This is a genomic window from Pseudoalteromonas sp. SCSIO 43088 (assembly GCF_023650795.1).
Lineage (GTDB): Bacteria > Pseudomonadota > Gammaproteobacteria > Enterobacterales > Alteromonadaceae > Pseudoalteromonas > Pseudoalteromonas shioyasakiensis.
Genome location: NZ_CP072675.1, coordinates 2,506,430 through 2,519,888 on the forward strand (window position 1 = coordinate 2,506,430; position 13,459 = coordinate 2,519,888).

Below are 13,459 nucleotides of genomic sequence, written 5' to 3' on the forward strand. Positions count from 1 at the left end.
TGGTTTGCCAGTGTAAGCTGGCTATTATGTCAAAAACCACGGCTACTCTGCTAGAGTAAATAGTGTGAAATCGCAGATTCTTACTGAGTTTTTAGGCACATTACTTGCTTTACATTAATCAGCTAGCCCTGTGTTTAGTATGCTGATGCAATTAAACACAAAAATTGCCAATTATTTGGCATTGATGATTTGTTGGAGAATTACCGTGATGAAGCTTTCATTACTTCCTTTAAGCCTAGGCCTATTAACCTCAGTTGCAAGTATAAATGCGCATGCAGCCATGCGTGAGTATACCGCTAATGCTGATATGTCGAACTGGCAAATGGTTAAAACATCTCGCTTAGAATGCCAATTAAATCATGAAGTTCCTTACTATGGTGAAGCAATTTTCAGCACCACTGCCAGTAAAAATAAAGACGTAAACTTTAACCTTGATATGGTCGTACGCCCAGACAACTACAGTATTGCTGGTCTAAAAGCCGTACCACCTAGTTGGCGTGCAGGTATGCCTGCTCGAGACTTAGCGAATATGAAACTATTACGCAAATTTGACGGCGAGCTTGGCAACAAAACTGCTTGGGAAATGCTGACCGAACTTGAAAAAGGTTACCAACCGACATTTTATTACCAAGACTGGCAAAACAGTGCCGATAAAATTGCCGTTGGTTTATCGAGTGTCAACTTTAAGCAAGCCTATTGGGCGTTTTTACAGTGCCGAGATGCAATGCTGCCTTACAGCTTTGAAGATATTTCGTTCACAGTGATGAACTATGAGCCTAATACCAGCAAGCTGACTAAATCATCACAAAAACGCTTAGACAAAATTGGCGAATACTTAAAGTACGACACCAATATTGAGTCTATTTCAATATCATCTTACACCGACAGCTACGGTGGTCGCTGGAACAACCTCGAATTATCAAAGAAACGCGCTAAAGCGATTAAGGATTACATTGTTAGCTTAGGGGTCGATGAAAGCAAAGTAGATACCGATGGTTACGGTGAAAAGCGCCATGTTGCTAGCAACGACAACATTTTAGACCGAAACAAAAACCGTCGTTTAGTCATTCAAATTGCAAAAATGTAGCCGCTGCAGCGGCTACTAACCTTAACTCATTTCTACCGACTTCACGCCTTTAAAGCGCTTTAGCCACTTATCGCCAAACTGAAAAAATGCGAGGCTAATCATAATGATGGTCGCGCCAACAATCAGTGCTTGGTCAATGGGCTCATCATTAAGTAAACCACCAATCGCGATTGCAAAACTTGGTGTGATCAGGGTTGTTAATGCGACCGTGCTGGCGTTCAACTTCTGCAATACATGAAAATACGCCAGCGCACCAATTAATGAACCAAACATGCCTAAGTAAACAATTGAGTACAGTGACTTTGCACTCCACATCTGGCTATTTAGTTGGCCATCTACAAGCAACCAAGTAATAAAAAACAGTGGGGTTACAAAAACCAACGCACCAAATGTGGTGGCCATTGGATGAATAGCAATTCTTACCCGTTTGATCATCACACCGCTCAAACTAAAAAAGCACACCGCCATAAATACATATAACAGACCACTAAGCTGCTCTACCCCACCTTGAATATGGCGTTGGCTTACTAAAAATAAACCGATTAAAGCACAGCCAAGTGCGCCAAGCTTAATGGCGCTAAACTTAGGTTCATTCAAGATCTTTTGCGCAAGTAAGCCCGATAAAATTGGCGCAAGGCCAAACATCAATGATATTAACCCTGAAGGCACTGTTTTAGCAGCCATGTAGCTTAATAACATGCCGCCAAAAATACCTATGCTTGAATAGCCATAAAGGAATAAAGCACGGCGATGCCATGGCACTCGGATATTGGCAACAGCAACGACAAACGAAGCCAACACCAGCCCCACCAGCATGCGTAAAAACACAGCCAGAGTCGGCGCTACCGTTTCACTACTCCAAACAATACCCAGTGGTGTTGTTGACCAAATCACCACCATTAAAAAATATGAGGCTTTAACAGGCACAAGCTTATTCCTTTAAAAAGGCGAAAAAAGCGGAAGAGAATTTAAAAGGGAAATAACCAACCGCTTAGAACGCGGTTAGTAAAACTTACTTAATTAACCGCAGCACATAACAGACCATACGACTGATGAGGTCAGGCGCATACAATTGTTTGTTGGTCGTTGGTTTAGCTGCATCATGGTATTTAATAAAGTAAGTTGAAGAAGCTTAAGAATCCGCCTAAATGGTGATTTTGTCAACACGAATACTCATGCTATTTGGCAAAAAGTTATTTGCTGATTTCAACAGCCTGTTTGCACATGTAAATCATAGGTTACATTTAATTTCTTTGATTTATAACAAAACTATTTAAGTTTTGTTAAACAAGTTATATCTTGCTTGCCTCTCACGAAGTTTAAGGGGCAAAAAGTGCTTAAAAATAAAACAATAGGTAGCATGTTAATTGTTGCTGGCACCACCATAGGTGCAGGGATGCTGGCATTGCCTATCGCCTCCGCAGGGCTTGGTTTCACAACAGCGTTATCACTAATCTTTTTAACTTGGGTTTTAATGACCTACACAGCATTGCTGATGCTAGAGCTCCATCAATATGCCGACAGAGATGCAACCCTCAATACGTTAGCTAAGTCATGGTTGGGTAAACGTGGGCAATGGGTCGCTAACTTTTCGGTGATGTTTTTGTTTTACGCATTATGCGCTGCCTATATCGCAGGTGGCGGTGCGCAATTACAAGAAAAGCTCAACAATGGTTTATCGCTTTCTTTAGCGCCGCAAGTTGGCTCAGTTATTCTGGCTGTTGTGATTGGTACTGTGGTGACACTAGGTACTAGCAAAGTCGATAAACTTAACCGCGTACTGTTCACCATTAAAGTGTGTGTATTAGCCAGCTTATTTTATATGCTGACGCCTTATGTTCACGGTCAACACTTACTTGAAATGCCGATTGATCAAGGTCTGATTTTATCTGCAATCCCGGTGGTGTTTACCTCATTTGGTTTTCATGGCTCTATTCCATCGATTGTGAAATACGTCGGTTTAGATATCAAAACACTTCGTAAAGTAATGGTGGCAGGTGCGGCACTACCTTTAGTCATTTACATTTTTTGGCAGTTACTTAGCCAAGGCATGATGAGTCAAAACGACTTATTGCAAAGCCAAGGCTTACCGGGATTTGTAAGCAGTGTTGCTAGCATTGCTCACAGCCCACATGTTGCTACTGCTGTGAACATTTTTGCTGATTTAGCGTTAGCCACATCTTTCTTAGGGGTGAGTTTAGGTTTATTCGACTTTTTTGCTGATGCATTCAAAAAAGGTGATGGCAGTAAAGATCGAATCAAAACAGCCTTGATCACCTTTATTCCACCGCTAGGCTTTGCGCTATTCTATCCACAAGGGTTTATTATGGCACTTGGCTACGCCGCCATTGCCCTAGTTATTTTAGCGGTGTTTTTACCGGTTGCTATGGTCTATAAGCAACGAAGCAGCAAACCTGATGCGGGTTACCAAGTTAAAGGCGGTAATATTGGCTTAGCACTAGCCGCCCTGTTTGGTGTGCTTATTATTAGTGCTCAAGGTTTGCAAATGGCGGGGCTTATTCCAGCGATTGGTTAAACAGCTCATCAAAAAAAGCACCCGAGGGTGCTTTTTTTGTGTCTGGTTTAAAGCTTAATTAAAACACCATTGCTTTACCACGGCCAGATGCTTCAGAGGCTGCATCTAATTTACCGTCTTTATTGATGATCACATGCATATCACCAAAATGGCGTTCATCAAGTGTATAACCCATCTTCTCAAGCGCTTTAACAACCTTTGGTTCAAGACCTGTGTGGTATCTAATCACATTTTTAGGCCATAGCTGGTGATGAAAACGTGGGCTGTCTACCACTTGCTCTGCAGTCATATCAAATTCAACCGCATTTAAAATAGACTCATACACAGAGCTAATAATCGTGGTGCCACCCGGAGAGCCAGTTACCATTTTAACTTTATTATCCTGAAGTAGAATGGTCGGTGTCATTGAGCTCAACATACGTTTATGAGGTTGAATTTCGTTAGCTTTACCACCAATTGCACCAAATACATTCATCACACCTGGCTTGGCACTAAAGTCATCCATTTCATCATTCAAAATAAATCCTGCGCCCGATACAACCACGCCACTGCCAAAGCTTAAGTTGATGGTCGTGGTATTAGCAACGGCATTACCCCACTTATCTAGAATAGAAAAATGCGTTGTTTGCTCACTTTCGTGTAAACCTGGTTTGATGTTCTCGGTAGTTGAAATGGCATCTGGATGGATTGTACTTGCACGCTTGGCGAGATAATCATCTGCAAGTAGAGCTGTTTTTGGCACCTCATAAAAATCTGGGTCGCCTAAATATTCAGCTCTGTCGGCAAATACGCGCTTACCTACTTCAGCCAAAATATGAACATAGGTGGTCGAGTTATGCTCAAGCTTTCCTTCTGGCTTTGCCAAGTCGTACATTTTTAGCCATTGTAAAATAGCAATACCACCTGAACTTGGCGGTGGCGATGTGAGCACTTCGTAACCGCGCCAATTACCTTTAATCGGTGTACGCGATTTAGCTTGATAAGCTTTTAAGTCTTGCTCAGTAATAATACCGCCGTGTTGCTTCATAAACGTCGCAATGATCTTCGCTGTCTCACCTTCGTAGAAACCTGCTTTACCTTGATCACGAATACGTTTTAGTGTGGCGGCAAGTTCCGGCTGTTTAAATACCTTATTTGCTTTGGCATCAGCAAAGTAATCAGCAAAGTTAATGTTTACCGATTTTTTGGCCATTCGCGCAATGTAACGCTCGATACTTGCGGCTAGCTTAGGATGCACAATAAAGCCCTGCTCGGCTAATTTAACCGCAGGCTCTAGCAGTGTTTTCCACTCTAAGCTTCCGTGCTTTTGATGGGCAAGCCACATACCAGCAACACTGCCCGGAACTCCACTTGCGTGAATACCGTACACAGACATGTTATCAATAACATCGCCTTTATCATCAAGGTACATATCGCGATGAGCTGCAGCAGGGGCTGTTTCGCGGTAATCAATAAAATCACCTTTGCCATCTTTTTGGATCAACATAAAGCCGCCGCCACCGATGTTTCCGGCTTCTGGTAAAGTAACCGCTAATACAAACTGTGCCGCAATTGCCGCATCAACGGCGTTGCCGCCTTGCTCTAAAATAGCCCGCGCCGTATCACTGCTGTAACTATCTGGCATCGCGACAGCCGCTTGCTTTGCAAAGCTTGACGGATGAAAGAATATCGCGGTAACGATCAACAGATGTGCCGCGTATTTGACTAAATTTGCCATGGTACTTCCTTTTTCTTGATGTTATTTTGACCATTTAGACATGTGAAACCCATAAGGTCAATTAGTTACGGTTAACTTAGCTTAGCTGCTCTTTAGGACATGAATAAAGTACTGCAGGTAATTCACCTTGCTCATCTTTATGGGTATAGTTTTTTACAAACTTAAGGCCTAGTTTTTCCATCACCTTTATTGAGCCTAGGTTATCTTGAAGTGCTGTGGCACTGAGCGACTTTATTTCTTCTGGCTCGCTTACGGCTTTAGCAATGGCAAGTGCTGCCTCAGACGCATAGCCTTTGCCCCAGCTCATTTTTTTAAAGCGCCAGCCAATTTCTAAATCACTAAAATCAGGCTGTTCAAAAAAGCCCATAGGCCTGACTAATACCCAACCAATAAATTCATTGCTCTCGATGATGTTTACTTGCCAAAGCCCCCACCCTTTTTGCTCATTTTTATAGGCATTCAAGCGTGGAATAAACACCTCTTTAATGGTCTGCATACTGGATACTTTGCCACGAGTTAAATGTTTCATTACCTCAGGGTCGTTATCGAGCTCATAAAGTAGCTCGGCATCATTTTCATCCATTAACCGAAAACTTAATCGTGCTGTTCTAGCTATATTCATTTTTTATTGCTTATACTGCTTAATAGTTGATTAACTATTAGAGAAAAATATGAACAAATTAGCAAGCTTAGTTTTATTAGGCTGTATTGCCTTAACGGGTTGTGATGACGCAGAACAAGCCAAGAAAGATGCCAGCGAAGCAAAAGAGGAAGTAAAGCAAGCCCTAAATGATGCTTGGAGCGACGTAAAAGACGCCACCAACGAGTTTAATGACGACTCACTGCAAGAGTTACTTGAAGAGAGTAAAAAGATGGGATTAAGCATGTATGACGACGGTAAAGAAATTGCCTTAGATGCATGGATTGAGAGTAAAGAAGCGGCTGGTGAGCTGTCTGAAAAAACCAAGCAAAAAGCAAAAGAACTGGCTGAAGAATTAAGAGAAGCGCGCGAAAAGCGAGAACAAGAGAAAAATAATTAAAAAGAAAGGGCAAGTATTTACTTGCCCTTTTTTGTTAGTAATTAAAGCTCAAATTCTTTTTTGAATTTTAAGCCAAATTCACTGCGGTCATTGCTGCGCATTACGCCAACAAAACCAGATTGTTGTAAGCGACCTACATCGTATACTTCGTTTAACACGTTCTCACCGTAAAGAGTCACTTCAAAGTCACCGTTCGGGTTTAAGTAAGAAATGTTGAAGCCCACTAATTCACGAGAGTCAATATGTTCACTTTGGTTGTAAACCGACTGACCTTGCATATCGCTGCGGTATGAATAGTTAGCGTTTACTGCCACTGTGCCACCGTTACTTAAATCAATGAAATAAGAAGGTGCGACCATCACAGTCCAACGTGGTGTTAGTGCTGGTGAGTCACCTTTACCAATACCTAATACACCGTCATCTACTTCTGTGATTTCTGAATCTAGGTAACCAATTGCGCTACGTAGCGTAAAGTCATCAGTAAATGCAATTGTTGTCTCAAGCTCGATACCTTGTGCTTTAGATTCACCGGCATTTTCTACGATAGTAACAAAACCGCCACCTGCAGTTGGATCTGAGAATGGTAATGCCAGGTCTGTGTAGTCAGTAACAAACACAGCAAGCATCATAGATACATCTTCATGTACTTGACCTTTTAGGCCAAGCTCATAGTTAATTGCTTTTGTTTCATCGAAAGAAACAAATTGATCAGGGCCACCAAATGGACGCGGAGGGAAACCACCTGTTTGATAACCTTTTTGGATTTGGCCATACACGTTCATGTTATTGCTAAGCTGGTAAGACGCATTTAAATCCCATGTTACTGCATCAAAATCAGCACTTACGTATTTACGTGTCGCAAACGTTGGGAATAAGGCATCGGCTTCTTTTTTATCTTTCGAATAACGTAGACCACCGCCTACAGTTAAATCGTCGCTTAGGTCATAGCTCGCATTGATATAAGCTGCGTATGAGTTAGTTTCTTGGTTGATATCAAAGTAACCATAATCACCAAAAGACGCTGTAGTACCATCATTCAGAAGACCATCAGGTGTATTGAATGGGCTAAATACAAACGGGCCAGAGCTTGTGAAGCCATCTTCATTAAAGAAGTATAAGCCAGACACAAAGTCCATATTATCGAAGCTACCGTTTAACTGGATTTCGAATGAATATTGATCTGCGCCGCCTTCTTCAGGGAACTCTGATAGGTTAAGGGCAACAGCATCATCATCAAGACCCCCTTCGTATTCTGAGCTACGGTAGCTGGTGATGAACTTAGCCGTATACGTATTATTGATATCCCAGTCAGCTGTTAGTGAAGTACCCCAGCCTGAATAAGCCGTCGATTCAATACCCGCTACCGTTGTTGCTAAATCATCAGGATCGCTTGGTAACATGTCTTCTGTTAGTAGTGGGAAATCACCATTGAATGGGTCATTCGGGTCAAGTGGCGCCGTTAGTTCAATTGTGTATGGTGATTGGCCTGATTCGTTATCAACACCATCAATTGAGAACACAAAAGATAAGTCGCTGTTTGCTTGCCATTTAAGCGCCATACGACCGCTTAACTCTTGCTCTTCACCAATTTCTTTTTCTGGGTTTGCAAGGTTAATTGCTTCGCCTACACCATCGCGTTGCTTATAAGACACGCTTGCAGACATGCTTACAGTGTCAGTAAGGCTGTTATTAAAGTAAACGTCACCGGCTAAACGACCACGGCTACCTACTTTTGCATTTGTAGTTACAATGCCTTCATCACCAGGTTGCTTAGTAATAATATTTACTGCACCACCTAATGTGTTACGACCGTACAAAGTACCTTGTGGACCACGTAATACCTCTACACGCTCAACATTTGGTAATGATAAGTTAGAGCCCATTTGGCGACCAAGGTAAACACCGTCTAAGTAAACACCTACCCCCGGATCAGTTGTGATCACGTGGTCTTGTAAACCAATACCACGAATAAATACAGATGCATGGGCCGCATTACCTACACCATAACGAGTGATGTTTAGGTTAGGTACGTATTTACCAATGTCTTCAAGGTTGCTCATGTTCGCTTTATCAATCAGGTTTTCGCCGATTGATGTCACTGCTGTTGGCGACTCAAAAATGCTTTCTGTACGCTTACGCGCTGTTACTTCGATTTTTTCAAAAGCATCTTGTTTAGCAGTGGTTTTTTCTTGCTCAGCAAAGGCTGAAGTAGATAATGCAGCAACAATGGCTACAGTTAACTGTGAGAGGTGACGTAATTTCAATTAAAACTCCAAAGGATACCGTGTGTGTGTATTTTTACCCGTAAATTTCAGGCATAAAAAAAGACGCTTAGGTATAAGCATCTTTCCTCTGGAGGGGTATTATATGTTAGTTTTGTGAAAATATGTATAATTATTTTAATTTTTATCAAAAACTGTATAAATAAACCACATCACCTCCGTATTTTCGAATTATAAGCTACTAAATTCTTTGCAAATTAGTAACTAAAAATAAATGTTTAGCTCTGTATTACCGCTATAAACTTACTTGTTAACACAATTAAAATGAACAAAAAGTGAACATTATTTTTGTTGTTTTTCAATAAAGTAGAAACAAATTTCAGAGATTTCTCAGCTTCCAAAGAGTACCTAGCTCAGGTAATGTTTAATTAAGTGCAGCCAAGTTGGCAAAAGCTAACTAAACAAAAATGTGCGCAAAATTTTCCTCTGTTGGAATTTCATTTTTTAAACGTAATAATCAGCAACACAATTTACTTGTTATCATTTATCGATAGTTTTTGGCGTGAATATGGATTTTCTTTTTAATAAAAACGCGGCTGATTCTGTGTCACCTGCTTCGACTCTTCCCTACTGTATTGCGAATGATGATAAAACTCTGCTGCTTAATTACGACTCTTTAGAGACTTTAACCAACCGTGATTTAATAAGTGAATTTATGAAGGTTCATGGCTATCATCATCTGGTAATTTTTAATATGCCTGATAGAGCGGATGTGCTGCCATTAAAAGACTGGCCAAAGCTAAAAGGGTTATTTTTCAAAAACACCAAGACTGATATTTTTGAACAAGGGCTACAAGAAATTAAAAAGGGAGCCTTGTGGTTTCCAAGAACAGTGAGCGATAAATGGATGAGAGAAATGCTCGAAACTGAGCAAAAAAATCAAATTCAATCAAATAACTTAACGTTTAAAGAATCTAAAGTACTGCACTTGCTTTCTTCTGGCGCGACCTGCCCTCAAATCGCCGATACTTTATTTATTAGCGAAGCGACGGTGCGAGTTCACTTGCACAAGATTTACCAAAAAATTAATGTTAAAAACAAACAAAAAGCCTTGCAGTGGTGCGAAAGAAATATAGACAAACTCAATAAGCTTGCGGGCTAAATTGCAATTAAGTTGTAACTTGGTACAGCCTCATAATTCTGTTTCCATCCTAGCGCCTATATCATGCGCTATACAGCATTGCTCGAAGCTTTAAGTATTTTTGCAAAATAATTATTTAACTCTTTGCCTTTTGGGAAAATCGTTTTTGATTGAATAACAAACAAATAATGGTCTATGCTTTTACTTGACCCCATTTTGCAAGGAGCAAACTTTGAAAGTACTCACCCCCTTACGCGCCACAATTTTAATGGCAGTCACAGCGGTCTCATTGACAGGTTGCCAGCTTACCTCAAGTGAATTACCTGCAATCAGTGATTCAGGAACAAAAAACTCAGGTCACGTTGTGTGGCATGATTTGATTACACCCAATTTGGCACAATCTCAAACATTTTATGGCAGTGTATTTGGTTGGCAGTTTCAAGCCGTTAACGATAGCTATACGCTGGCATCCTTAGACGGAAAATTAATTGCAGGCATGGCTGAACTTGATAATAAGCAAAATGCCAGCCACTGGTTGAGCCTTATCAGTAGTAAAGACATCGCTGCCGTTAGTAAAAAAACGATCAAAGCCGGAGGTAAAGTCTTAGTAAGCAGTACCGAAATTAAAGGCCGTGGCACTATTGCTGTATTAGAAGACCCCCAAGGGGCTGTTTTTTCACTGATCAATACTGTTAATGGTGACCCTGAAACGCATCAGACTGATAACGGCTGGATTTGGCAAGAAGTATGGAGTGATAACCCTGAGCAGAGCAAAGCCTTTTACCAATCACTTGGTAATTATTCAGCACAAAATAAACCGCTTAATAATGGCAATTACAGTTACTTAGCCTTAAATGGCACACCTGCGATTGGCTTTGTAAAAAAACCAGATGCCGAGATAGGCAACACATGGGTGAATTACATTAAAGTAGCCGATGTTGACGCGACCCTATTAAAAGTAACCGCCGCAGGCGGCATAGTTCTAATGGCACCAAATGACAAAGTGCGAAGTGGCAGTGTCGCCATTATTCGTGATCCAGCGGGTGCTGGTATTGTAATTCAGGAGCAAATGTAATGAATAAAAAAATGATTCGCTTAGCTGCTCTTGCGGCTGCAATGTTAGCTTTAAATGCCTGCACCCCCTATGCAAGCCTAGATATTAATGCGCCATTTAAAGTAGGTCCTGTGTACGTTAACCCAAGTATTGGCATTGGCGGTACACTTTAATCAATTTCAGGGCGCTACGTTTTAAACAAAGCGCCCTATCATTAGTGTTTTACTTTTAAGCGCTGTACCTGGGTCAGCACATCTTCAGCTTTGGCGCCTAGGTAAACGTAAATTGCCAGTGCAATCAACAGACCTACCACAGCAAACATCATCAATACAGCAGGTATAACATACTCAGTTTGCCCGAGTGCTGCTTTAAACATGGTTAGTAAGGCTTCTATCGATACTGCAATCAAAATTGTTGAGATAAAGCGTGTGATCGTTCGTCTTGTTGAGCTGTGCCGAAAAATATCCTTATGCATGAGGATTTCTTCTTCTAGAATTGTTTTGCCTAAATCAAAAATAGCCAACGCTAAAGTAACAAAGATAATAATAGTAAATGGTTTAAGCGGGTCTGACTGGGTGTCTTCGCTTAAGACTAAGTCCACCATTCCGGCAAATACTTTATATAACAGATAGAACACCAAGCAGAACAAACAAGCGACAATCAAGCCATAACCCACCTTAAAGTAAGGTGTCATTCTGGCTCGCTTGGTGTCTCCCATAATAAATTCAATCAGTTCTGTTAAACACACATCGATAACCAAAAACTGCTGTTTATCGTTGCCTGAAGGGATTGTTTTGATCACTGAGATACAAAGGTGCTTAGTCGCAGTCGAAATATATGGCGAAGTAAAATGCGGCACGGGTGTTGACGAAGCGAGTAAAAAATAAGGCCGAGCACTTAAGTCCTGCCCAGCCCCAATATGACCCAGTTTCTTGTTGTACTGACGCTTAAAGCAAACATTGTCACCTTGCTGAATGCCTTGTTCATTCAAGCAATATTGCAATTCTAGAAATGGATATTGATTGACGAGCTGTTGGTAGGCTTGCTTGTTAGTCAACGATGCCTGAACACTGGCAAGTATAGAAAGAAGAAGTTCATGAATAAGCTGTTGTTGCTCTTCATAGCGTTCTATAGCACTTAAATAACTCATTCTGGCCATCTTGCTTCCTCAAAGTAGTGATATCCACTCTAGTTAAGCAAGGAAGACTCCAATTTTTATTTCAATTAATAATCAATTAGTTAATTTCGTGAACGGGAATGACATTAGAATAAAAGCACTATAAAGGTGCGCATTTTGTTTTATGAAGCACTAAAACGAAAAAAGCTGTAACTCTGTGAGTTACAGCTTTTTAATTTTGGTGCGGATGGGGGGACTTGAACCCCCACGGCCGAAGCCACCACCCCCTCAAGATGGCGTGTCTACCAATTCCACCACATCCGCATACAATTCTGTATGTTGTTAAGCTTTACGTTTACTTGAGGAATGAAAACTGCTTAACGATAATTAGCAAAGCTAATTAGTTAGGTACGTCAGACGTTTTATCTTCTGTCGCAGGCACATCAGATTGTGCTGGCGTTACAGTTTCAACAGCTGGCGCAGCTTCTAGGTTTTCCCACTCATCAGTCTTTTTGATTTGACCTGCAGTAAGGTTACCTAGAACAATACTTAGTACGAAGAAGATCGTCGCTAAGATTGTTGTTGTTTTAGTCATGAAGTTACCAGCACCTGATGAGCCAAATACGGTACCAGAAGCGCCAGCACCAAATGATGAACCCATATCTGCGCCTTTACCTTGTTGGATTAAAACCATACCAACTAATGCTAAAGCAACAATTAAATAAACTACTAATAAAATTTCGTACATCTTATACGGTCCCTTTTGCACTTTCACAGATAGCAGTAAATGAATCTGCTTTAAGACTCGCGCCACCAATAAGGCCGCCGTCTATATCTGGTTGTGCAAATAATAATTCGCTATTTTTTTCATTCACGCTACCACCATATAAGATGGTTAATTGCTGTGCTACGTCGCTATCTGAAGAAGCAATCTTCTCGCGGATAAACTTGTGCACGGCTTGCGCTTGCTCAGGAGAGGCAGTCTTACCTGTGCCAATGGCCCAAACGGGCTCGTATGCTACCACAGAATTCTTCAGTGCTGCTACACCTAATTTGCTAATTACAGCATCAATTTGAGCTGCAACCACTAATTCAGTTTCGTTTGCTTCACGTTGCTGCTCACTTTCACCCACACAAAGGATAGGAGTTAAGCCAACTTGCTGCGCTCGCGCAAACTTATCTGCAACAACTTCATCTGACTCACCGTAGATACTACGACGTTCAGAGTGACCAACCAAAGTGTAAGCTGCGCCTAGGTCTTTGACTAACTGAGCATCAACTTCACCAGTAAAAGCACCAGCTTGGTTTTCAGAGACTGTTTGCGAACCAAACGTGACGTTTTGTTGCTGCAAAGAACTCAACAATGGGAATGGTGGAAACACCACTATATCCAGTTCATCCGATTGAACATTTTTGATAGCAGTTGATAACTGTTCAACAAGCTCTAGAGAGCCGTTCATTTTCCAATTACCTGCGACCATCGGCTTACGTGTTGCCATTATTCCACTCCACATTAGAAAGCGGGCAAGATACTAACTCGACTTG

The 13,459-nt window shown here is 41.3% G+C and carries 13 protein-coding genes and 1 tRNA gene; 6 read left to right on the forward strand and 8 right to left on the reverse strand.

Features of this window, described 5'->3' with window-relative positions; all coding sequences use genetic code 11:
* Window positions 1–208 precede the first annotated feature (208 nt).
* Window positions 209–1,087: a flagellar protein MotY gene (locus J8Z28_RS11625; protein WP_054561850.1), complete on the forward strand. Its 879-nt coding sequence runs from the start codon at window positions 209–211 to the stop codon at window positions 1,085–1,087.
* Window positions 1,088–1,108: 21 nt separating this feature from the next.
* Here J8Z28_RS11625 and J8Z28_RS11630 read toward each other — a convergent pair whose 3' ends face one another.
* Complete coding sequence (locus J8Z28_RS11630; RefSeq protein WP_250659473.1) at window positions 1,109–2,014, reverse strand: DMT family transporter; 906 nt, start codon at window positions 2,012–2,014, stop codon at window positions 1,109–1,111.
* A gap of 406 nt (window positions 2,015–2,420) precedes the next feature.
* Here J8Z28_RS11630 and J8Z28_RS11635 point away from each other — a divergent pair, with 406 nt between their 5' ends.
* Window positions 2,421–3,623: an aromatic amino acid transport family protein gene (locus tag J8Z28_RS11635; protein ID WP_250659474.1), complete on the forward strand. Its 1,203-nt coding sequence runs from the start codon at window positions 2,421–2,423 to the stop codon at window positions 3,621–3,623.
* Window positions 3,624–3,681: 58 nt separating this feature from the next.
* Here J8Z28_RS11635 and ggt read toward each other — a convergent pair whose 3' ends face one another.
* Window positions 3,682–5,340, reverse strand: a complete 1,659-nt coding sequence (gene ggt, locus J8Z28_RS11640) for a gamma-glutamyltransferase (RefSeq protein ID WP_239964389.1) — start codon at window positions 5,338–5,340, stop codon at window positions 3,682–3,684.
* A gap of 76 nt (window positions 5,341–5,416) precedes the next feature.
* On the reverse strand, window positions 5,417–5,962 hold the full coding sequence (locus tag J8Z28_RS11645) for a GNAT family N-acetyltransferase (RefSeq protein ID WP_055196987.1): 546 nt from the start codon (window positions 5,960–5,962) through the stop codon (window positions 5,417–5,419).
* A gap of 49 nt (window positions 5,963–6,011) precedes the next feature.
* On the opposite strand from J8Z28_RS11645, the gene J8Z28_RS11650 reads away from it, so the two are divergent.
* Window positions 6,012–6,380: a hypothetical protein gene (locus J8Z28_RS11650; RefSeq protein ID WP_054551695.1), complete on the forward strand. Its 369-nt coding sequence runs from the start codon at window positions 6,012–6,014 to the stop codon at window positions 6,378–6,380.
* Window positions 6,381–6,421: 41 nt separating this feature from the next.
* On the opposite strand, the gene J8Z28_RS11655 is transcribed toward J8Z28_RS11650, so the two are convergent.
* Window positions 6,422–8,644, reverse strand: coding sequence for a TonB-dependent receptor (locus tag J8Z28_RS11655; RefSeq protein ID WP_055196989.1), 2,223 nt, complete (start codon window positions 8,642–8,644; stop codon window positions 6,422–6,424).
* 526 nt (window positions 8,645–9,170) lie between these two features.
* Here J8Z28_RS11655 and J8Z28_RS11660 point away from each other — a divergent pair.
* The 3 genes from J8Z28_RS11660 to J8Z28_RS11670 all read left to right on the forward strand — a co-directional run bounded on the left by J8Z28_RS11660 (window position 9,171) and on the right by J8Z28_RS11670 (window position 10,970).
* Window positions 9,171–9,764, forward strand: coding sequence for a LuxR C-terminal-related transcriptional regulator (locus tag J8Z28_RS11660; RefSeq protein WP_250659475.1), 594 nt, complete (start codon window positions 9,171–9,173; stop codon window positions 9,762–9,764).
* A 211-nt stretch (window positions 9,765–9,975) separates the two neighbouring features.
* On the forward strand, window positions 9,976–10,818 hold the full coding sequence (locus tag J8Z28_RS11665) for a VOC family protein (RefSeq protein ID WP_250659476.1): 843 nt from the start codon (window positions 9,976–9,978) through the stop codon (window positions 10,816–10,818).
* The gene (locus J8Z28_RS11670) at window positions 10,818–10,970 is read left to right on the forward strand and encodes a hypothetical protein (protein WP_167350228.1); all 153 of its coding nucleotides are present in this window, start codon (window positions 10,818–10,820) and stop codon (window positions 10,968–10,970) included. Before J8Z28_RS11665 ends, J8Z28_RS11670 begins: the two co-directional genes overlap by 1 nt.
* A gap of 41 nt (window positions 10,971–11,011) precedes the next feature.
* On the opposite strand, the gene J8Z28_RS11675 is transcribed toward J8Z28_RS11670, so the two are convergent.
* The 4 genes from J8Z28_RS11675 to tpiA all read right to left on the reverse strand — a co-directional run bounded on the left by J8Z28_RS11675 (window position 11,012) and on the right by tpiA (window position 13,413).
* Entirely contained in the window at window positions 11,012–11,956 is a 945-nt protein-coding gene (locus J8Z28_RS11675; RefSeq protein WP_250659477.1) for a general glycosylation pathway protein, read from the reverse strand.
* A 197-nt stretch (window positions 11,957–12,153) separates the two neighbouring features.
* Window positions 12,154–12,238 (reverse strand) — tRNA-Leu (locus J8Z28_RS11680).
* 76 nt (window positions 12,239–12,314) lie between these two features.
* Window positions 12,315–12,662 carry a preprotein translocase subunit SecG gene (secG, locus tag J8Z28_RS11685; RefSeq protein ID WP_054551698.1) on the reverse strand — a complete coding sequence of 116 codons (348 nt, stop codon included), beginning with the start codon at window positions 12,660–12,662 and terminating at the stop codon, window positions 12,315–12,317.
* 1 nt (window position 12,663) lies between these two features.
* Window positions 12,664–13,413 (reverse strand): triose-phosphate isomerase, encoded by a 750-nt coding sequence (gene tpiA / locus J8Z28_RS11690; protein WP_055020942.1) that lies wholly within the window; start codon window positions 13,411–13,413, stop codon window positions 12,664–12,666.
* Window positions 13,414–13,459 lie beyond the last annotated feature (46 nt).

Coding starts and splice junctions, on each gene's coding strand:
- J8Z28_RS11625 (WP_054561850.1), top strand. CDS start 209: ATGAAGCTTTCATTACTTCCTTTAAGCCTAGGCCTATTAACCTCAGTT.
- tpiA (WP_055020942.1), bottom strand. CDS start 13,413: ATGGCAACACGTAAGCCGATGGTCGCAGGTAATTGGAAAATGAACGGC.
- J8Z28_RS11670 (WP_167350228.1), top strand. CDS start 10,818: ATGAATAAAAAAATGATTCGCTTAGCTGCTCTTGCGGCTGCAATGTTA.
- ggt (WP_239964389.1), bottom strand. CDS start 5,340: ATGGCAAATTTAGTCAAATACGCGGCACATCTGTTGATCGTTACCGCG.
- J8Z28_RS11660 (WP_250659475.1), top strand. CDS start 9,171: ATGGATTTTCTTTTTAATAAAAACGCGGCTGATTCTGTGTCACCTGCT.
- secG (WP_054551698.1), bottom strand. CDS start 12,662: ATGTACGAAATTTTATTAGTAGTTTATTTAATTGTTGCTTTAGCATTA.
- J8Z28_RS11645 (WP_055196987.1), bottom strand. CDS start 5,962: ATGAATATAGCTAGAACAGCACGATTAAGTTTTCGGTTAATGGATGAA.
- J8Z28_RS11675 (WP_250659477.1), bottom strand. CDS start 11,956: ATGGCCAGAATGAGTTATTTAAGTGCTATAGAACGCTATGAAGAGCAA.
- J8Z28_RS11650 (WP_054551695.1), top strand. CDS start 6,012: ATGAACAAATTAGCAAGCTTAGTTTTATTAGGCTGTATTGCCTTAACG.